This window comes from Martinezella sp. CNPSo 3959, from assembly GCF_057784355.1.
Window position 1 is genome coordinate 424,964 of record NZ_JBXSOV010000002.1, and the last position, 18,896, is coordinate 443,859.

The following is an 18,896-nucleotide window of genomic DNA, read 5'->3' on the forward strand; positions in this document are numbered from 1 at the left end:
GAGCGCATGAATCGTCCACCACATCCTGTTCGGGCGTACTTCGATCAGCGCCGGAAAATCAAATCGTCGTCATCCAGATCGGTCGTCGGCCGGCATATATAAACCGGGCACGAGGCTCGATCTTTGGTGGGCAGATAGTCCTGATAGGCATAAAAGCCCTGGTCGCACGCTCCGCTGTCGGCGACATAGCGATCATAGAGCGTCATTTTCTGCGTTCTCTTTGCAGGATAGCGCATAATGACCGCGCGCTCCCGGTTGATGACAGCCCTCGCTTCGGCGCAGGTCATGGACATGGAATTGTAGCGCGAGATAGCCAGGGCCGGCGTTGCGACCGATGTAATGAGCAGGCCGAGCAGGATGATTTTTTTCATCTGAGTAATCCTCCCTGAAGTTGCTATAATATACTATACACGGAGACCGCCATTGCGGTTTCCGTATTTATGGCAAAACGCAAGTGTGATCGGAGCGGGAGGCTTCGTGATGAACCACGACAGTTATGACGATTCCTATATAGCCGATATCCTCTTGTCCGTGAGGACCATCGCGCTCGTCGGCGCTTCGCCCAATCCCGCGCGCCCGAGCAACGGCGTGATGGCCTATCTTTTGAACAGGGGCTATCGCGTCATCCCCGTCAATCCTGGGCAGTCCGGCAAGGAAATTCTGGGGCAGTGGGTCTATGCGCGTCTGGCCGATATCCCCGAGCCCGTGGATATGGTCGATGTTTTTCGGGCGCCCGAATATCTCCGATCGGTGGTCGAGGAGACGATCATGATCGAGCCGCGGCCGCCGGTCATCTGGGGGCAGCTCGGCGTGCGTGACGACGCCGCCGCGGCACGAGCGGAGGCGGCGGGTGTAAGGGTCGTGATGGATCGTTGCCCGGCCATCGAATATCCGCGCCTGGTCGCCTGATCGAGATCATAGGGATCGACGGCATCCGGCCGTTTATCGCGCGATCTCACCGAAAGATGGCAAGTTTTTTCCGCGAGCCGAAAAGCACGGCAAAGTTCGCGGTTAACTTTCATATGTCAGGCGTTATGCTTTTCCCGTTACGAACAAAATCCGGCGGGAGGAAACATATGCCAGCAAACAACCCAGGTTTCGACACGCTTGCAATCCATGCCGGCGCGCAGCCGGATCCGGCGACAGGCGCGCGAGCGACGCCGATCTACCAGACGACATCCTTCGTTTTTCAGGATGCGGATCATGCGGCCGCTCTCTTCGGATTGCAGCAGTTCGGCAATATCTATACCCGCATCATGAACCCGACCCAGGCCGTGCTGGAAGAGCGGGTGGCTGCCCTCGAAGGTGGCACTGCGGCTCTCGCCGTCGCCTCCGGTCATGCAGCGCAGCTCCTCATCTTCCATGCCATCATGCAGCCGGGCGACAATTTCGTCGCGGCCAAACGGCTTTATGGTGGTTCGGTCAATCAGTTCGGGCAATCCTTCAAGAATTTCGACTGGCGGGTCCGCTGGGCCGATTCCGCCGATCCTGCGACCTTCGAAGCGCAGATCGACAGCCGTACGCGCGCCATCTTCATCGAAAGCCTCGCCAATCCGGGCGGTACCTTCGTTGATATCGCGGCCATCGCGGCCATCGCGCACAAGCATGGCCTGCCGCTGATCGTCGACAATACTCTCGCAAGCCCCTATCTCATCCGGCCGCTGGAGCATGGCGCCGATATCGTCGTGCATTCGCTGACGAAGTTCCTCGGTGGCCATGGCAATTCCATGGGTGGCATTATCGTCGATGGCGGCACTTTCGACTGGTCCGCCTCGGGTAATTATCCAATGCTGTCTTCACCGCGGCCGGAATATAACGGCATCGTGCTGCACGCGACCTTCGGCAATTTCGCTTTCGCCATTGCCTGCCGCGTGCTGGGCCTGCGCGATCTCGGACCGGCCATCTCGCCATTCAATGCCTTTCTGATCCTGACGGGCATCGAGACGCTGCCGCTGCGGATGCAGCGCCATTCCGACAATGCGGCTGCCGTTGCGCGTTGGCTGAAGGGGCAGGAAAAGGTGGCATGGGTCAATTATGCCGGCCTTGAGGACGATCCCAACCACGCGCTGCAGCAGCGTTATTCGCCGAAGGGCGCAGGCTCCGTCTTCACCTTTGGTCTGAAGGGGGGATATGAAGCCGGCAAGGGGCTGGTCGAGGGCCTGCAGCTATTCTCGCATCTTGCCAATATCGGCGACACGCGCTCGCTCGTCATCCACCCTGCTTCGACGACGCACAAGCAGCTGAGCGACGAACAGAAGGTCGCAGCCGGCGCCGGCCCGGATGTGGTGCGCCTCTCCATCGGCATCGAGGACGTCAAGGATATCATCGCCGATCTGGAGCAGGCGCTGGCGAAAGTCTGATGCGGTTCCTCCCATACCTTTGACAATTTTTTATCAGGTTGCATTGAATCGACCGCCGAAAACCTGAAAATAGGACGCTCGCAGATATGGCCTCGACAGTTCTTACGGGCCTCTGCAAATTTGACCCTATAGGATGCCGGTTACGAAGCGATTCAGCCGGGTTTCAGGACGATAGAGCGTCTTGACCAAGATCGCCGCGAAAACGGCGGTAAGCACCCCGCCGATGACGTCACTGATATAATGCGTGCCGACGTAGACACGGGAGAAGGATACGAGGATTGCGCCGATTAGGAAGAAGAGACTCCGCCCTGGCATGCGTTGAAGCGTAAATGCGGCAAAGATTGCGAACGCGGCCGTCGCGTGGTCAGAGGGAAAGGACGGGTCATTGCTGCGATCTACAAGTAGCTTGGTGACCCCGGCATCATACGGGCGAACACGGCTGACAAAAAGCAGGATGACCTGGTTGATACCGAGACCGACGACGAAGGTCAGGCCCGCAGCAACGAGTGCGTGTCGGGTTTCCGATCGACGTTCTCTGGCCCACCATTGGATAGCGACAAGAGCGATCAACAAGGGAACGCCGTATGCCGAAATTAGGATCATCAGGCGGTCGACCGTCGGGTTTCCGGCCATGCCATTGATCCACGCTGTTATAACGGCATCTAGTTCATACATGCTGGCTCCTTCTGGACCGTGATTACGATTTGGCACGATTGAGATGGTCGAGCCAGATTAACGAAGCGCACTAGGGCATTGTTTTCTGACGTTTCCCTGAAAGATGGGGCCTTGATATCGGGCGGCAGGTCAGGATGATGTGCGTTTCGGGTTCGCATGTCCTTGAGCTCGCGGAGAGCCATACGAGGCAATCAACAGGAGGCATTCGTGACGACCTATCTGGCAGTGGACATCGCCGGCGTCGAACCGGAAACGGGCGCGCCCGCAGCCGATCGCCTCATTTCGGGAGCCCCGACCTTCCGAACCTGGAGCCTGGATGAGCCTGATGGCGGCCTTTATGCCGGTATCTGGGAAGCAACCCCAGGCAAATGGAGGATCGCCTATGACGAATGGGAATATTTCCATATCCTCTCCGGCTATTCCATTGTGACGAGTGAGGATGGCGAGACCTTCCATCTGCGCGCAGGCGACCGCCTTATCTTGAGGCCGGGCTTCAAGGGGACCTGGGAAGTTATTGAAACGACTCGCAAGGATTACGTGATCCGTCTCTGACGATGTTCTTGAATCAGAACATGAAGTTCGCGTTCATGCGCCCTTTGGCACAGCTCGTTTGACGCCGTTCCGCAATGGCGGCGATGATTGCCGGAGGTTGTGTCACTACCGCTTCATTAAACTGTCATCAAACTGAAACAATGCGTCTTTAGAGCCAAGTCTGTCGCCGGGAGACTTTAGGCGGGGAGGTTCGTTTACCATGGGCAACCTCACGCCGATCTTCTGCTCGCCATCCTTTCATTCACTTGAGGAAGTGAGTCTACTATGCTTAACCTGAAACTCCGTTCGCTTTGCCTGACTGCAGGCCTCATCGCGGCTATGTCCGCTTCGGCCTCCGCTGCCGACATCACGGGCGCTGGCTCGAGCTTCATTGCACCGGTTCTGTCCAAGTGGGCCGAAGGCTACAAGGCTGCGACGAACAACGTCGTCAACTACCAGTCGGTCGGTTCGGGCGCCGGCATCAAGCAGCTCCTCGACAAGACCATCGTATTCGGCGCTTCGGACAAGCCGATGAGCGACGCCGACCTCGAGAAGAATGGCATTGCCCAGTTCCCGATGATCTCCGGCGGCATCGTCGTTTCCTATAACGTCGAAGGCGTAAAGCCAGGCGAACTCGTTCTTGACGGCAAGACGCTGGCCGACATCTTCCTCGGCAAGATTGCCAAGTGGGACGATGCAGCCATCAAGGCTCTCAACCCGGACGTGAAGCTGCCTTCCACGGCGATCTCGGTCGTTTACCGCGCCGACAGCTCGGGCACGACCTTCAACTTCACCGACTACCTGGCGAAGGTTTCGCCGGAGTGGAAGGAAAAGGTTGGTTCGAACACGGCTGTTGAATGGCCGGTCGGCTTCGGCGCCAAGGGCTCGGAAGGCGTTTCCACCACCGTCAATCAGACGGCTGGCTCGATCTCTTACGTTGAATATTCCTACGTCGTCGCCAACCACATCGGCTTCGCGAAGATGAAGAATGCTGCCGGCAAGGTTATCGAGCCGAGCCTGGAAACCTTCAAGGCTGCCGCTTCCAACGCCGATTGGGCCAAGGCCAAGAACTTCAACCTGATCATCACCAATCAGCCGGGCGAAAAGAGCTGGCCGATTGCCGCTTCGACCTGGGTTCTGCTCTACAAGAAGCCGGCTGATGCTGCTAAGAACGAAGAAGCACTGAAGTTCTTCAAGTGGTCCTATGAGCATGGCCAGAAGGACGCGACCGCGCTGTCTTATCTTGCGGTTCCGGACAATGTTGTCGAGATCGTCGAGAAGGCTTGGAAGACGGACTTCGGCACGAAGTAATTTGTGCTAGGCGAAAAAGTTGCGGCGGACAGGGTATTTCCCTGTCCGCCTTTCGTGACAGGACAAGGGGAAATCGATGGCTGACGCGACTCAGATGGCTGGCTTCCAGGCTGTGAATACCTCCGCCGCGACCAGAAAATTCCGGATACAGGATCGGATTTTCTATTTGATGACGCTTGGCTCGGCTATTCTTGTCGTGCTTCTGCTGCTGGCAATCCTCGTGGTTCTTGTCATCGATGCCTTACCCACATTTCAGACCTTTGGCTTGTCGTTCCTTTGGGGCACCAAGTGGAGCGCGCCGGCCGATATTTATGGCGCCGTCCCTGCCGTGGTCGGCACACTCGTAAGTTCGTTCATCGCCATGTTGATTGCCGTTCCCCTGGGCATCGGCATCGCCATCTTCCTCACGGAACTTTGCCCCGGCAGCCTGCGCCGTCCCATCAGCACGGCCATCGAGCTTCTGGCGGGCGTTCCCTCCATCATCTATGGCATCGTCGGCCTGTTCATTCTCGTGCCGCTGATGCAGAACAATATCCTGCCTTTCCTTATGGCGACTGTCGGCCAGGTGCCGGTGATCGGCCTGCTGTTCCAGCCGCCGGCGCCAGGCGTCGGCCTACTGACGGCAAGCCTCGTACTGGCCGTCATGATCCTGCCGTTCATCACCGCGATCTCCCGCGACGTGTTCAGCACCGTGCCGCCGATGCTGCGCGAATCCGCCTACGGCATGGGGATGACCACATGGGAAGTGGCTCGCCACATCCTGATTCCCTATACACGCCGCGGCCTCGTCGGCGGCATCATGCTCGGCCTCGGCCGCGCGCTCGGCGAAACCATGGCCGTTACCTTCGTTATCGGCTCGGTGAGCCGTCTGCAATCGTCGATTATCTCGCCGTCCACCACCATTTCCGCCCAGATCGCGAACAATTTCGGCGATGCCGACGGTCTGCAATTGTCGAGCCTGATTGCGCTCGGCCTGCTCCTGTTCGTCCTTTCCTTCTGCGTACTTGCGCTGGCGAGATGGATGATCGGCCGCGGCGACTCGCACTGAGGAAAAAACCCATGGACAATGCAATTCGTCAGAACCTCGTGTCGAGGCGTTATGGGAAGAACCGGGTGATGATGGTCTTGTGCCTCATCGCGGCCGTCCTCGGCATCTTCTTTCTCAGCGTGATCCTTGCGACCCTGCTTTATCGCGGCATATCGGCGCTCAGCCTCGACGTGTTCACCATGTCGATCCCAGCCCAGGGCTCGCGCGGCGGTCTGATCAACGCGATCTACGGCACCGTGCTGGTCACGGGTCTCGCGATCGTGATCGCCGCGCCGATCGGCATTCTTGCCGCCACCTATCTTGTGGAATATGCCAACGGCAGCAAACTTGCCGAGGCTGCCAAGTTCCTCAACGACATCTTGCTGTCCGCGCCCTCGATCATCATCGGCGTGTTCGTCTACGGCGCGGTGGTCGTGCCTATGCATGGCAACTCCGCTATCGCGGGCATCCTTGCGCTGGCGCTGATCGCGCTTCCGGTCGTCAACCGCACGACACAGGACATGCTGTTGCTGGTGCCAAACGCGCTTCGTGAGGCGACTGCAGCGCTCGGCGCTCCGCGCTGGAAATCCATGATGATGGTGGTTTACCGTTCCGCCTGGACCGGAATCCTCACCGGCATCCTGCTGGCCATCGCCCGTATCAGCGGCGAAACCGCGCCATTGCTCTTTACGGCCGGTTACAGCAAATTCATGAATACAGACCTGACCGGTCCGATCGCCACGTTGCCGGTTGCGATCAATACGCTCGCCGCCGATGCCGGTGAGGATCTCAAACAACTGGCCTGGGCCGGCGCGCTGATTATCACCGTTGCCATCCTTGCGCTTAACATCCTTGCCCGTGTCTTGAGTGGGCGCCGCCAGTGACGCAGCCGCTGAACGATAGGAATGAGACCATGAACATGAGCGACAGCAATTTCCAGAGCGTCAACGCACAGCCGGGGAAGGATGCTGCTTCCCATTCGGATCTCGGCCTGGCGAAGCTTGAGGTGAAGAACCTCGATTTCACCTATCAGAACGGCCATCGCGTTCTGAAGAGCGTGAATATGAACATCCGCAAGAATGCGGTCACCGCCTTTATCGGCCCTTCGGGCTGCGGCAAGTCCACGTTGCTGCGCACCTTCAACCGCATGTACGATCTCTATCCCGGGCAAACGGTTGCGGGCGAGATTCTGCTGGATGGCCGCAATATCCTCACCAAGGACGTCGATCTGAACGATCTGCGCGCCAAGGTCGGCATGGTGTTCCAGAAGCCGACGCCGTTCCCCATGTCGATCTATGAGAACGTCGCTTTCGGCATCCGCCTCTATGAGAAGGTCTCCAAGTCGGAAATGGACGCCCGCGTCGAAGCGGCGCTGACGGAAACGGCGCTGTGGAGCGAAGTCAAGGACAAGCTGCACCAGAGCGGACTTGGCCTTTCCGGCGGGCAGCAGCAGCGCCTCTGCATCGCCCGCGCCATCGCCATTCGTCCCGAAGTCCTGCTGCTCGATGAACCGACCTCGGCTCTGGACCCGATCTCGACCGCTAAGGTCGAAGAACTCGTGTCGCAGCTGAAGGGCGACTTCACCATCGTTATCGTCACGCACAACATGCAGCAGGCAAGCCGTATCTCCGACAGCACTGCCTTCATGTATCTTGGTGAGTTGATCGAATACGGCCAGACCGAGCAGATCTTCCAGGCGCCGAAGGTCAAGCGCACGGAAGATTACATCACCGGTCGCTACGGCTGATACAGCTGGACATTGCTGCCAAATTTGCGAAAGCGCGCTATTCAGGCGCGCTTTTTGCGTTGGGGAATGGCCGTCGTGTTGGGCGGCCATGGGGTCAAACCAAAGCCGATAGAATGGGATGCGCCGAACAAGCGGTCACATCCTCGCGAGTGTACCCATGCGCCGCAAGGCGTGGATCTGGTCGTCGAGGGTCGGCACGAGTTCGCCTTCGTACGCCGCAAATGCGGCTTCGGGCTCCCTGGCAGTCTCAGTTTCGTTGAAGACGATGGTGCAGTTGCGGCCTGCGCGCTTGGCGGCGTAAAGCGCATGGTCTGCGAAAGAGACTAGCCGGTCCCAGCTGACGGTGTCGCGCGGCATGATCGCGACGCCGATGCTGACTGTTGCCGGCACCAGCGTGCGGCCGGCAAGCAACGGCACGCGGCAGAAATCGGCGCGGATGGCTTCCGCCAACGCTTCGGCCTGCGATTGCTCGTCTATCGGAACGAAGGCGACGAATTCCTCCCCGCCCATTCTGCCGAATGCGCCGGTGCGAGGCACGAACTGACGGGCAATGCGGGCAAATTCGACGAGCACCGCATCGCCCGCCTGATGGCCATGGCGATCGTTGATCTTCTTGAAATGATCGAGATCGAACAGCAGGGCGGCAAGTTTTTGCGGTTGTTGCTGGCCTTTGCCAACGAGAATCTCGTAACTTTCCTGAAGCCCGCGCCGGTTCAGAACTCCCGTTAGAGTATCGGTGATGGATATCGCCCGCCAGCGGCGCTCGGCGCGTTCCATGAGAAGCTTGCCGTTGAGAACGATGGCGATGATGACGAGCAGCCCGTAGCCAAGCGCCATGTAGCCGCGATAGATCATGGCCTCTTCCAGTGAAGGGGCAGCAAGCACCATCCACAGAGCCGAACCGAAACAGAAGCAGGCGAGCGCCACGAAGACGATGCCGAGTTGCCCGCGCGCCGGCTCCCGTCGGCCCTCGCCTGGATGCACGGCAAAAGCTAGCAAGGTCGCGCCGACTGCGCCCGCGAGATCATAGACGATGACGCGATTGGCGAAATCGCCGGTGACCCAGGGAAGGCTGACGCCGATCAGCCAGATGGCCGGCGGCAGGAATGCGGACCATTCCAGCCGGCGCCTGTCCAAGACGCGGAATCCGACGATCCAGGCGCTCTCACCGAGCAGGGCCACGGCATTGCCGATCTGGATCGACCATATATCGGGGATGAGACCTCGAGCAGCCACCAACGCGAATCCTATGGCGCTGACGGTGAAACCCAGTGCCCAGATCAAATAGGCTGGGGATTTACGATCATGCCGCCAGGCGAGAAGGAGAACGGTCGCCAGCGTTATGGCTTCCGAGCACCAGATGGTCAGGCCTGTGGTCATATTCAGCACGATCGGACGTCTCCGCTGTTTTGGGGCCGTCGGCGCAAGCAGCACGACGATTTCCGCGATCGTTTCATCCTTGCCCAATAAGATGGCAAGTTCCTTAAGTGCCTTGGTAAATTTTGCCTGTGCTGAAGATATGCGTCGGTGCGATCCGGGCCTTCATGCTTCCTTCACCTTGCGATCTGGAAATATGGTGAGTAGCAGCCTGCGTGTCGCTGCAGCACCTTGGCATTCGAGGAGCCGCGGTTAGAAATGCTTTGTGAACGCTTCGCGGGTCATTAGAGCTTTTTGACGTTATGCTTTCGGGCGTCTTGAAGTGAAGGGCAGGGACACTCTATGTAGGAGTAAAGGATTTTTACTCCGATTCCCGGCGTTTCCGTCGCCGGGACAAGTTTGATAAAGGACGCACATGAGAAATCCAGTCGATACAGCTATGGCTCTGGTGCCGATGGTTGTCGAGCAGACCAACCGCGGGGAACGGTCTTATGACATTTATTCCCGCCTGCTGAAGGAACGCATCATTTTCCTGACCGGACCGGTCGAAGACCATATGGCGACGCTGGTGTGCGCACAGCTTCTCTTCCTTGAGGCCGAAAACCCGAAGAAAGAAATCGCCCTTTATATCAATTCGCCGGGCGGCGTCGTCACTGCCGGCATGGCAATCTACGATACGATGCAGTTCATCAAGCCGGCCGTTTCGACGCTCTGCATCGGCCAGGCTGCCTCGATGGGATCGCTGCTTCTGGCCGCCGGTGACAAGGACATGCGTTTCGCAACGCCGAATTCCCGGATCATGGTTCACCAGCCTTCGGGCGGTTTCCAGGGCCAGGCTTCGGACATCGAACGCCACGCACGCGACATCATCAAGATGAAGCGCCGTCTCAATGAGGTTTACGTCAAGCATTGCGGCCGGACCTACGAAGAGGTCGAGCAGACGCTCGATCGCGACCATTTCATGTCCTCTGACGAGGCCAAGGAATGGGGTCTGATCGACAAGGTGCTGACGTCGCGTACCGAAATAGAAGGTGAAACCGCCTCGTGATTATCCACTAGGCGGTGACTTCTACGCCACAGTTCTATCCCATTTGTGATCGAATAGGGGTTTAATGTGGAGCAGAACGCGGTAATAGTACGCATTAATGCTATGTAGCGTTTTTATGACATAGCATTCGGCATTCGAAGGGGGATCGTTGCCACGCAGTTCCGGTTTGGTTGCCTGGCCTGCGTTCAGTACCCTGAAGGGCGCCGCGATCTGCAAACGAGGGGCAGGTCCGGCGGGCGCATAGAGTGGACCGCGATTTCAAGCTGGAAATTTGCGGCGTGCTGGAAGGAAAGTGATATGAGCAAAGTCAGCGGCAGCAACGGCGGCGACTCAAAGAACACGCTTTATTGTTCGTTCTGCGGTAAGAGCCAGCATGAAGTCCGGAAGTTGATTGCCGGACCGACCGTATTCATCTGCGACGAGTGCGTCGAGCTATGCATGGACATCATCCGCGAGGAAAACAAATCCTCGATGGTGAAGTCTCGTGATGGTGTTCCGACCCCGCAGGACATCATCAAGGTTCTTGACGAATACGTCATCGGCCAGCGGCAGGCGAAGAAGATCCTCTCCGTAGCCGTTCACAACCATTACAAGCGGCTCGCTCACGCATCGAAGAACGGTGACGTCGAGCTGGCGAAGTCGAACATCATGCTCGTCGGCCCGACCGGCTGCGGCAAGACCTATCTTGCCCAGACGCTCGCCCGCATCATCGACGTGCCCTTCACCATGGCCGATGCGACGACGCTGACCGAAGCAGGCTATGTCGGCGAAGACGTCGAAAACATCATCCTGAAGCTGCTGCAGGCTGCCGACTACAACGTCGAGCGCGCACAGCGCGGTATCGTCTACATCGACGAAGTCGACAAGATTTCCCGCAAGTCGGACAATCCGTCGATCACGCGCGACGTCTCGGGCGAGGGCGTGCAGCAGGCGCTTCTGAAGATTATGGAAGGCACGGTGGCTTCGGTTCCCCCGCAGGGCGGCCGCAAGCATCCGCAGCAGGAATTCCTGCAGGTGGACACGACCAACATCCTCTTCATCTGCGGCGGTGCGTTTGCCGGCCTCGACAAGATCATCTCCGCCCGCGGCGAGAAGACCTCGATCGGCTTCGGCGCGACCGTCAAGGCACCGGATGACCGCCGCGTCGGCGAAGTGCTGCGCGAGCTGGAGCCGGAAGATCTGGTGAAGTTCGGTCTCATCCCGGAATTCATCGGCCGTCTGCCCGTTCTGGCGACGCTGGAAGATCTGGACGCGGATGCGCTGATCCAGATCCTGTCCGAGCCGAAGAACGCGCTGGTGAAGCAGTATCAGCGCCTGTTCGAGATGGAAGATGTCGAGCTGACCTTCCACGAGGACGCGCTGCGCGAAATCGCCCGCAGGGCGATCGTCCGCAAGACGGGTGCCCGTGGTCTGCGTTCCATCATGGAGAAGATCCTCCTCGATACCATGTTCGAGCTACCGGCGCTGGAAGGCGTGCGCGAAGTGGTCATTTCCGAGGAAGTGGTTCGCGGCTCGGCCCGCCCGCTCTACATCTATGCCGACCGGCAGGAGGAGAAGGCCAACGCAACGGCCTGATCCATCATCCGTGATCACGAATCGGGGGCTCGTCATTGACGGGCCCCTTTCTGTTTGAAAAATCGCACGGTTTGCTGATAAAGTCTTGGATAAGCTTAAGGGAATGCCGTCGGAACCGGTTGTGAAGAGCCCCTGCTGCAGCCATGATGGCATGATTCTGGAGCACGAGGCGGACAGGGCGTAGGCCCGGCGTTTTTCTTCGGATCTTAACGTCGCCGGCAGCGTTCGAGTTGTCGGGCTTTGGTGTTTTGTTGTTGCGTTCCTCCTTGCGGATATGCGGGATCGTTGCCTTCTGGCGGGCGTTTCCTGTGACTTGAAATAGGCAGTGTGAAGCTCCACTTGTTTACCAAGTGAGAGAGCCGGCTAACTCCCCCAAGCCGGCAGAGAGCCCGGGAACGGGACGACGGAAAGGAAATGACATGAGTAAGAAAACGTCTGCGGCACACGACAGCATTGCCTATCCGGTATTGCCGTTGCGCGACATCGTGGTCTTCCCCCACATGATCGTGCCTCTGTTCGTCGGACGGGAGAAATCCATTCGCGCGCTGGAAGAGGTCATGGGTTCGGACAAGCAGATCATGCTCGTCACCCAGATCAATGCCAGCGATGACGATCCCGCGCCGGACGCCATCCACAAGGTCGGTACCGTTGCAAATGTCCTGCAGCTGCTGAAACTGCCCGACGGCACCGTCAAGGTGCTGGTGGAAGGCCGTGCGCGCGCAGAAATCGACGAATATACCGGCCGTGAAGACTTCTACGAAGCCCTTGGCCATGTCCTGCATGAGCCGGAAGAAGACCAGGTCGAGCTCGAAGCTTTGAGCCGCTCCGTCGTTTCCGAATTCGAGAGCTATGTGAAGCTCAACAAGAAGATTTCGCCGGAAGTGGTCGGTGCAGCCAGCCAGATCGATGATTATTCGAAGCTGGCGGACACCGTTGCATCGCATCTTTCGATCAAGATCACCGAAAAGCAGGAAATGCTGGAAACCACCAGCGTCAAGGCTCGCCTGGAAAAGGCGCTCGGCTTCATGGAAGGCGAGATTTCGGTTCTGCAGGTCGAGAAGCGCATCCGCTCGCGCGTCAAGCGCCAGATGGAGAAGACGCAGCGCGAATACTATCTGAACGAGCAGATGAAGGCGATCCAGAAGGAGCTCGGCGACGGCGAAGAAGGCCGTGACGAGATGGCCGAACTGGAAGAGCGCATCTCCAAGACCAAGCTGTCGAAGGAAGCCAAGGAAAAGGCCGATGCCGAGCTGAAGAAGCTCAGGCAGATGAGCCCGATGTCGGCTGAAGCGACTGTTGTGCGCAACTATCTCGACTGGCTGCTGGGCATCCCCTGGCACAAGAAGTCGAAGATCAAGACCGACCTGAACAATGCCGAGAAGATCCTCGAAGCGGATCATTTCGGCCTGGAAAAGGTCAAGGAACGCATCGTCGAATATCTGGCCGTCCAGGCTCGCGCGACGAAGATCAAAGGCCCGATCCTGTGCCTCGTCGGCCCTCCGGGCGTCGGCAAGACCTCGCTCGCCCAGTCGATCGCCAAGGCGACCGGCCGTGAGTATGTCCGCATGGCGCTTGGCGGCGTTCGCGACGAAGCCGAGATCCGCGGTCACCGCCGCACCTATATCGGCTCGATGCCCGGCAAGGTCATCCAGTCGATGAAGAAGGCGAAGAAGTCCAACCCGCTGTTCCTGCTCGACGAGATCGACAAGCTCGGCCAGGACTATCGCGGCGATCCGTCTTCGGCTCTGCTTGAAGTGCTGGATCCGGCGCAGAACTCGACCTTCATGGATCACTACCTGGAAGTCGAATATGACCTGTCGGATGTGATGTTCATCACGACGGCGAATACGCTGAATATCCCTGCGCCCTTGATGGACCGCATGGAAGTCATCCGTATCGCCGGCTATACCGAAGATGAAAAGCGCGAGATCGCCAAGCGGCACCTGCTGCCGAAGGCCATCAAGGAACATGCGTTGCAGCCGGAGGAATTCTCGGTCACCGACGGTGCCCTGATGGCGATTAGCCAGCAGTACACCCGCGAAGCCGGTGTTCGTAACTTCGAGCGCGAATTGATGAAGCTTGCCCGCAAGGCGGTCACCGAGATCATCAAGGGCAAGGTGAAGTCGGTTGCCGTTACGGCGGAGAATATTTCCGACTATCTCGGCGTGCCGCGCTTCCGCCATGGCGAAGCCGAGCGCGACGATCAGGTCGGTGTTGTCACCGGTCTTGCCTGGACTGAAGTCGGCGGCGAGCTGCTGACGATCGAAGGCGTGATGATGCCGGGCAAGGGCCGCATGACGGTCACCGGCAACCTGAAGGAAGTCATGAAGGAATCGATCTCGGCGGCGGCCTCCTACGTCCGCTCGCGCGCTGTCGATTTCGGCATCGAGCCGCCTCGCTTCGATAAGAGCGACATCCACGTGCACGTGCCGGAAGGTGCGACGCCGAAGGATGGTCCGTCGGCCGGTGTCGCCATGGCAACCGCAATCGTCTCGATCATGACCGGCATCCCGGTTTCCAAGGATGTTGCCATGACGGGTGAAATCACGCTGCGCGGCCGTGTGCTGCCGATCGGCGGCCTGAAGGAAAAGCTGCTCGCAGCACTGCGCGGCGGCATCAAGAAGGTGCTGATCCCGGAAGAAAACGCCAAGGATCTGGCGGAGATTCCGGACAACGTGAAGAACAGCATGGAAATCATCCCCGTGTCGCGCATGGGCGAGGTGATCAAGCACGCGCTTGTTCGCCGTCCTGAGCCGATCGAGTGGGATGGCACCGTGGAAACGCCTGTGATCGCAACGGTCGAAGGCGTCGACGAAGTGGGTTCTACCATCGCTCATTGAGCCCCTTCGCCTCAATTCTGTCGAATTGACATAAATGGACGAAAAGACCGGCATTTTTGCCGGTCTTTTTTGTGAAAAGCGTATGCCAACGCTTGCTTTTCCTTGATTTGCAGGGCTTTTGGGGTTGCGGCGGGTAAGAGCATTCCTATTTGCACCCCGCTTACTGATAAGTCGTTTCATACCAGAGAAAGGGGTGGAAACATGAACAAGAATGAGCTCGTGTCCGCAGTGGCCGAGAAGGCCGGTATCACGAAGGCTGACGCTGCTTCCGCTGTCGACGCTGTTTTTGATACTGTCCAGGCCGAACTGAAGAAGGGCGGCGACATTCGCCTTGCTGGTTTCGGCAGCTTCACCGTTTCTCACCGTGCAGCCACCAAGGGCCGTAACCCGTCCACCGGCGCCGAGGTCGATATTCCTGCTCGTAACGTACCGAAGTTCACGCCCGGCAAGGGCCTGAAGGACTCGGTCAACAGCTAATTCGTTTCACCCGCTGCGAGGCTTTAGCCTCGCGGGGTGGACAAGATTGGGGCCCGCAAAAGCGGGCCCTTTTTTATGGGTGATTTCCGATCCGCAATCACCATCCCGCATCGGGCCGGATGAACACCGATGTGTTCATGCGGGGCTCCAATGGGAGCTATCGGGCGCTGTCGATGATCTGGCCACCATCGGGCGTCAGACTTGAGCCCGTGATGAATCTCGAATCGCTGCTGGCAAGGAACAGGACAACGGGTGCGGCATCGTCTTCGGGCGAGCCAAAGCGGCCAAGGGCATTCGTTGGTGGAGGAATGTCGGGTCCTGCGCCCCAAGTGTTGGCTACGGGCAGGAGGTTATTGACGGTGATATTGTCCGGACCCCATTCGCGGGCAGCGGACCTCGTAAGAGCACGTACGGCCTCCTTGGCGAGGTTGTATGGCCCGTAAGGGGACATGCCGAGAATGCCTGCCAGAGACGCAAAGTTGATCACACGGCCTTCTCCGCTGGCTTTCAGGTATGGATAGCAGGCCTGCATGGTTCGCAGATATGCAATCGGGCCCATATCGAAGTTGCGTTGCAATTGTTCTACGGAGAGATCGAGGATCGAGGAGTGAACGACCGTCGGGTCGAATGCGACATTCACCAGAATATCGATCCCTCCGAATGTCCGCACCACCTTTGCCACTGCCTCGGTGATCTGCTCGCCGTAACTGAGGTCACAGACCAGGCCGAGCGCGGTTCCTCCCTTGGATTGGATGTGAGCGACGACCGCATTCACGTTGGCTGGGGTGAGCGACAATACCGCGACCTTCGCGCCTTCCGCCGCAAAGAGTTCCGCCGTGGCACGTCCGATGCCCCTGCCGGCAACGGCGACGATAGCCACTTTTCCAGTTAGCTTTCCCATTTGATGTCCTTTCGGTTTGAGCAATCAGAGCGCCTGCGCAAGGGCGTATGGCGAGGGAGTTTCGCGTCCCGCGTTCTGCGTGGCGAAGGAGGCCGCGAGCAATGCCAATCCCACTGCAGCCGGCAGAGCGCCTGAGGGTTTTCGGACGCCTATGTGGGCAAGTCCGGAAAGCAGGAGGTGAAACAACATGCCCGCATAGGCCAGATCGCTGATGGCGACGTTGAACCGCGATAGAATAGCGGCGATGGCAGCGAGCTTCACGAAAGTCAGAAGGTGGACGAGATAGCCGGGGTAGCCGTACCCGAGGATCGTTTGCCGTACCCACTCGGTTTTGACGACGTAGGTCACGGCAGAGGCCAGATACAGCAGGACAAGCAGGGCTGTCGCGGCCCAGTAAACATAGAATTCAGACATGGGATATCCGTTGCCGCCGGATGGCTCCGGCAGCTTGTTCCGTTCAAGATTTTCGATGTCCGGAATAGCGATCCGCCATTTCTCCGGTATGCGGATTGAAAATGTGGTATTAAATGAATCTATACAAGTAGGATGAATTTGGCGTGGTAAGTATGGAAAACCAGACTAATGAGCCAGGCATCAATATGCATGAGGGGATGCGCCGCGCATTCGCGCTGCTCTCGGGGAAATGGAAGCTGGAAATCATGTGGCTTCTCAACCACCGGATCTATCGATTTAACGAGCTGCGTAAGGCGATTCCGGGCATCACCCAGCACATGCTGACCGCGCAATTGCGGGAGCTGGAGGCGGATGGCCTTGTCTCGCGCACAGTCTTCGCCGAAGTTCCGCCTCGCGTAGAGTATGAGATCACTGCGAAGGCAAGCGGGCTTGGACCGACCATGGAAGCCTTGATGGCATGGTGGAACGAGTACGGGGAAAGCATACCCGAGAGAACGACAACTCGCGGCCGAAAACAGACCACGAGAAAATAGATGCCTGCTCCAAACCGCGGAGCCGGCGTCGGATGACTGCTTGAGGTGCGAGGCAGCGCCACGACCACAGCTTCGGCTGATGAGCTTTGCTACCGAAGTGCAGAGTCAGAGCAGCGTCCGGCCGCCATTGATCGCGAGTTTCTGGCCGGTGATGAAATCTGCCTTGCTCGAGGCGAGGAAGACGACGGCATCGGCGATATCTTCCGGCCTGCCGAAATGGGCAAGGGGCGTCTGTGCGAGATAGCCGTCCTTTACCTGCTGCGAGGCACCGGCATGACGCTCGACCGGAATCCAGCCAGGCGCGATGAGATTGACGGTAATGCCTTCTGGCGCGAGCTCTCTCGCCCAAGAGCGCGTCATCGAGAGCATAGCGCCCTTGGCAGCGGCATAATTGCCGAAATTCGGATTGCCGAGCTCAGCGACTTCGGAGCCGATATTGATAACGCGGCCGGATTTGCGCGCCCGCCAATCGGGGAGCACGGCTTGGAGCAGCTCCAGAGGTGCCTTGACGAAGAACTCGAGCTGATCGAGATAGGTCCGCCAGGATTGCTCCATGAGCGGCATTTCCGGCTGAGGGCCGGTCGCATTGTTGACGATGAGATCGACCGGTCCGAGCGATGCTATGATTTTTTCCAGACCGTCCACAAGCTGGTCCTTGTCGATCACGCTGAATTTTGCGGCATAAGCCTGCCCACCATGCTGCCGAATGGTATCGACGATCTTCTCGGCCCCCTGAGTGTCGCTCGCATAATTGACGGCGACGGCCCAGCCAGCCTCAGCGAGCTGCAAGGCGATTACGGCGCCAAGGCCGCGCGATGCCCCCGTTACCAGCGCTACCTTCATTCTCTTCCTCCTCCTCGGTTTCGAACTGATCTTCGAATAGCCGGAACGGGGTCCCGGCTATTCATGCCAAAATGGCCTTACCAGCGATGATGAACGTGCGGTGCAATCAGTCGCTCGTAGATTTCGCGCGTTGCCGCCATGACATCGGCCGAAAGCGGAGGGAGGTCGGCCGCGGCGGCATTGGCCTTGGCCTGCTCGGCATTGCGCGCACCCGGAATGACGACGGTGACGGCGTCATTCATCAGGATCCAGCGGAGTGCAAAGGCAGCCATGCTGGCGCCGGCCGGAACCAGCTTGCGCACTTCTTCCACGGCCTGCAGACCAACTTCGAACGGCACGCCCGCAAAGGTTTCGCCGACATCGAAGGCCTCGCCATGACGGTTGAAATTACGATGGTCGTCGCTGGCAAATTGCGTGTCGCGGGTGATCTTGCCGGAGAGCAGGCCGGAGGCGAGGGGAACGCGGGCGATGACGGCGACGTTCTTGCGCTTAGCTTCCTTGAAGAACAGATGGTCGGGACGCTGGCGGAAGATGTTGTAGATGATCTGGATGCTGAGCACGCCCGGATATTCGATCGCCTTCAGCGCTTCCTCGACCTTCTCGACGCTGACACCGTATCCCTTGATCTTGCCGGCCTTCTGCAACTCGTCGAGACCGGCAAAAACCTCCGGACGATAGAGGACTTCGGTCGGCGGGCAGTGAAGCTGCACGAGATCAAGGCTCTCGACGCCGAGGTTCTTCAGGCTGCGATCGATGAAGCCCTCAAGGTTGGCCTTGGTATAGCCGTCGGCGACATGCGGGTTCAGCCGGCGGCCGGCCTTGGTCGCCACCATCGGGCGCTCGCCGCCACGCGCCTTCAGCACATCGGCGATGATCTTTTCCGAGCGGCCGTCGCCATAGACGTCGGCGGTGTCGATGAAGGTCATGCCGGCATCGAGAGCGGCATTTAACGCCGCGCGACCGTCGGCCTCGCTGACATCGCCCCATGCGCCGCCGATCTGCCAGGCCCCGAAACCGACATCGGTCACGATAAAGGGCGTCCGTCCAAAGGCATGATGTCTCATGAAAAGTCTCCTCTCTTTTATTCGTAAGATGATAGCGCAGTAGCAGCCGTCCGACAGGGCCACAAGCGCACATTGGCGATCGAGGATCGCAATCGCGTGACTGAGAAACATGGCAGGCGCTGGCCGGCTTACGAAACCGTTGGATGAAGCCGCCGGTGCGGTATTCACAGCGC

Annotated in this window: 19 protein-coding genes; 12 read left to right on the forward strand and 7 right to left on the reverse strand. The window is 58.7% G+C overall.

Translation table 11 applies throughout. From position 1 onward, the window contains the following. Positions 1-44: 44 nt before the first annotated feature. Positions 45-371 (reverse strand): hypothetical protein, encoded by a 327-nt coding sequence (locus AC13RE_RS10045; protein WP_132716324.1) that lies wholly within the window; start codon positions 369-371, stop codon positions 45-47. A 109-nt stretch (positions 372-480) separates the two neighbouring features. On the opposite strand from AC13RE_RS10045, the gene AC13RE_RS10050 reads away from it, so the two are divergent. After that, complete coding sequence (locus tag AC13RE_RS10050; protein ID WP_112337558.1) at positions 481-909, forward strand: CoA-binding protein; 429 nt, start codon at positions 481-483, stop codon at positions 907-909. A gap of 167 nt (positions 910-1,076) precedes the next feature. Then, on the forward strand, positions 1,077-2,360 hold the full coding sequence (locus AC13RE_RS10055) for an O-acetylhomoserine aminocarboxypropyltransferase (protein ID WP_132716325.1): 1,284 nt from the start codon (positions 1,077-1,079) through the stop codon (positions 2,358-2,360). A gap of 126 nt (positions 2,361-2,486) precedes the next feature. On the opposite strand, the gene AC13RE_RS10060 is transcribed toward AC13RE_RS10055, so the two are convergent. Then, a complete protein-coding gene (locus AC13RE_RS10060) occupies positions 2,487-3,035 on the reverse strand; it encodes a phosphatase PAP2 family protein (protein WP_488562811.1) in 549 nt (182 codons plus the stop codon). A gap of 207 nt (positions 3,036-3,242) precedes the next feature. On the opposite strand from AC13RE_RS10060, the gene AC13RE_RS10065 reads away from it, so the two are divergent. The 5 genes from AC13RE_RS10065 to pstB all read left to right on the forward strand — a co-directional run bounded on the left by AC13RE_RS10065 (position 3,243) and on the right by pstB (position 7,651). Further along, the gene (locus tag AC13RE_RS10065) at positions 3,243-3,587 is read left to right on the forward strand and encodes a cupin domain-containing protein (protein WP_488562812.1); all 345 of its coding nucleotides are present in this window, start codon (positions 3,243-3,245) and stop codon (positions 3,585-3,587) included. 264 nt (positions 3,588-3,851) lie between these two features. Then, positions 3,852-4,877, forward strand: a complete 1,026-nt coding sequence (gene pstS, locus AC13RE_RS10070) for a phosphate ABC transporter substrate-binding protein PstS (RefSeq protein ID WP_132716328.1) — start codon at positions 3,852-3,854, stop codon at positions 4,875-4,877. 76 nt (positions 4,878-4,953) lie between these two features. Further along, positions 4,954-5,925: a phosphate ABC transporter permease subunit PstC gene (gene pstC / locus AC13RE_RS10075; protein WP_113229636.1), complete on the forward strand. Its 972-nt coding sequence runs from the start codon at positions 4,954-4,956 to the stop codon at positions 5,923-5,925. Between the two features lie 11 nt (positions 5,926-5,936). Then, positions 5,937-6,788 (forward strand): phosphate ABC transporter permease PstA, encoded by an 852-nt coding sequence (gene pstA, locus AC13RE_RS10080; protein WP_488483397.1) that lies wholly within the window; start codon positions 5,937-5,939, stop codon positions 6,786-6,788. A gap of 29 nt (positions 6,789-6,817) precedes the next feature. Further along, complete coding sequence (gene pstB / locus AC13RE_RS10085; RefSeq protein ID WP_132716705.1) at positions 6,818-7,651, forward strand: phosphate ABC transporter ATP-binding protein PstB; 834 nt, start codon at positions 6,818-6,820, stop codon at positions 7,649-7,651. A 135-nt stretch (positions 7,652-7,786) separates the two neighbouring features. On the opposite strand, the gene AC13RE_RS10090 is transcribed toward pstB, so the two are convergent. Next, complete coding sequence (locus AC13RE_RS10090) at positions 7,787-9,040, reverse strand: GGDEF domain-containing protein (protein WP_488562813.1); 1,254 nt, start codon at positions 9,038-9,040, stop codon at positions 7,787-7,789. Between the two features lie 403 nt (positions 9,041-9,443). Between AC13RE_RS10090 and clpP the strand changes: the two genes are divergently transcribed. The 4 genes from clpP (at position 9,444) to hupB (ending at position 14,968) form a co-directional block, all read left to right on the forward strand. Continuing rightward, positions 9,444-10,076, forward strand: coding sequence for an ATP-dependent Clp endopeptidase proteolytic subunit ClpP (gene clpP, locus AC13RE_RS10095; protein ID WP_015339477.1), 633 nt, complete (start codon positions 9,444-9,446; stop codon positions 10,074-10,076). Positions 10,077-10,373: 297 nt separating this feature from the next. Next, positions 10,374-11,651, forward strand: a complete 1,278-nt coding sequence (gene clpX, locus AC13RE_RS10100) for an ATP-dependent Clp protease ATP-binding subunit ClpX (protein WP_015339478.1) — start codon at positions 10,374-10,376, stop codon at positions 11,649-11,651. A 419-nt stretch (positions 11,652-12,070) separates the two neighbouring features. Next, on the forward strand, positions 12,071-14,491 hold the full coding sequence (lon, locus tag AC13RE_RS10105; RefSeq protein WP_132716332.1) for an endopeptidase La: 2,421 nt from the start codon (positions 12,071-12,073) through the stop codon (positions 14,489-14,491). Positions 14,492-14,692: 201 nt separating this feature from the next. Next, positions 14,693-14,968 carry a DNA-binding protein HupB gene (gene hupB, locus AC13RE_RS10110; protein ID WP_015339480.1) on the forward strand — a complete coding sequence of 92 codons (276 nt, stop codon included), beginning with the start codon at positions 14,693-14,695 and terminating at the stop codon, positions 14,966-14,968. 157 nt (positions 14,969-15,125) lie between these two features. On the opposite strand, the gene AC13RE_RS10115 is transcribed toward hupB, so the two are convergent. Further along, a complete protein-coding gene (locus tag AC13RE_RS10115; RefSeq protein WP_488562814.1) occupies positions 15,126-15,869 on the reverse strand; it encodes an SDR family NAD(P)-dependent oxidoreductase in 744 nt (247 codons plus the stop codon). 24 nt (positions 15,870-15,893) lie between these two features. Next, on the reverse strand, positions 15,894-16,283 hold the full coding sequence (locus AC13RE_RS10120) for a DoxX family protein (protein WP_488562815.1): 390 nt from the start codon (positions 16,281-16,283) through the stop codon (positions 15,894-15,896). Between the two features lie 152 nt (positions 16,284-16,435). Between AC13RE_RS10120 and AC13RE_RS10125 the strand changes: the two genes are divergently transcribed. Further along, positions 16,436-16,816, forward strand: coding sequence for a winged helix-turn-helix transcriptional regulator (locus tag AC13RE_RS10125; protein WP_488562816.1), 381 nt, complete (start codon positions 16,436-16,438; stop codon positions 16,814-16,816). A 105-nt stretch (positions 16,817-16,921) separates the two neighbouring features. On the opposite strand, the gene AC13RE_RS10130 is transcribed toward AC13RE_RS10125, so the two are convergent. Next, on the reverse strand, positions 16,922-17,659 hold the full coding sequence (locus AC13RE_RS10130) for an SDR family oxidoreductase (protein ID WP_488562817.1): 738 nt from the start codon (positions 17,657-17,659) through the stop codon (positions 16,922-16,924). A gap of 77 nt (positions 17,660-17,736) precedes the next feature. Next, positions 17,737-18,723, reverse strand: coding sequence for an aldo/keto reductase (locus AC13RE_RS10135; RefSeq protein WP_488562818.1), 987 nt, complete (start codon positions 18,721-18,723; stop codon positions 17,737-17,739). Positions 18,724-18,896: the final 173 nt, after the last annotated feature.

Excerpts from the sequence above, each read along its gene's own strand:
- AC13RE_RS10045 (WP_132716324.1), bottom strand. The coding sequence starts at position 371 with ATGAAAAAAATCATCCTGCTCGGCCTGCTCATTACATCGGTCGCAACG.
- AC13RE_RS10050 (WP_112337558.1), top strand. The coding sequence starts at position 481 with ATGAACCACGACAGTTATGACGATTCCTATATAGCCGATATCCTCTTG.
- AC13RE_RS10055 (WP_132716325.1), top strand. The coding sequence starts at position 1,077 with ATGCCAGCAAACAACCCAGGTTTCGACACGCTTGCAATCCATGCCGGC.
- AC13RE_RS10060 (WP_488562811.1), bottom strand. The coding sequence starts at position 3,035 with ATGTATGAACTAGATGCCGTTATAACAGCGTGGATCAATGGCATGGCC.
- pstS (WP_132716328.1), top strand. The coding sequence starts at position 3,852 with ATGCTTAACCTGAAACTCCGTTCGCTTTGCCTGACTGCAGGCCTCATC.
- pstC (WP_113229636.1), top strand. The coding sequence starts at position 4,954 with ATGGCTGACGCGACTCAGATGGCTGGCTTCCAGGCTGTGAATACCTCC.
- pstA (WP_488483397.1), top strand. The coding sequence starts at position 5,937 with ATGGACAATGCAATTCGTCAGAACCTCGTGTCGAGGCGTTATGGGAAG.
- pstB (WP_132716705.1), top strand. The coding sequence starts at position 6,818 with ATGAACATGAGCGACAGCAATTTCCAGAGCGTCAACGCACAGCCGGGG.
- clpP (WP_015339477.1), top strand. The coding sequence starts at position 9,444 with ATGAGAAATCCAGTCGATACAGCTATGGCTCTGGTGCCGATGGTTGTC.
- clpX (WP_015339478.1), top strand. The coding sequence starts at position 10,374 with ATGAGCAAAGTCAGCGGCAGCAACGGCGGCGACTCAAAGAACACGCTT.
- lon (WP_132716332.1), top strand. The coding sequence starts at position 12,071 with ATGAGTAAGAAAACGTCTGCGGCACACGACAGCATTGCCTATCCGGTA.
- hupB (WP_015339480.1), top strand. The coding sequence starts at position 14,693 with ATGAACAAGAATGAGCTCGTGTCCGCAGTGGCCGAGAAGGCCGGTATC.
- AC13RE_RS10115 (WP_488562814.1), bottom strand. The coding sequence starts at position 15,869 with ATGGGAAAGCTAACTGGAAAAGTGGCTATCGTCGCCGTTGCCGGCAGG.
- AC13RE_RS10120 (WP_488562815.1), bottom strand. The coding sequence starts at position 16,283 with ATGTCTGAATTCTATGTTTACTGGGCCGCGACAGCCCTGCTTGTCCTG.
- AC13RE_RS10125 (WP_488562816.1), top strand. The coding sequence starts at position 16,436 with ATGGAAAACCAGACTAATGAGCCAGGCATCAATATGCATGAGGGGATG.
- AC13RE_RS10130 (WP_488562817.1), bottom strand. The coding sequence starts at position 17,659 with ATGAAGGTAGCGCTGGTAACGGGGGCATCGCGCGGCCTTGGCGCCGTA.
- AC13RE_RS10135 (WP_488562818.1), bottom strand. The coding sequence starts at position 18,723 with ATGAGACATCATGCCTTTGGACGGACGCCCTTTATCGTGACCGATGTC.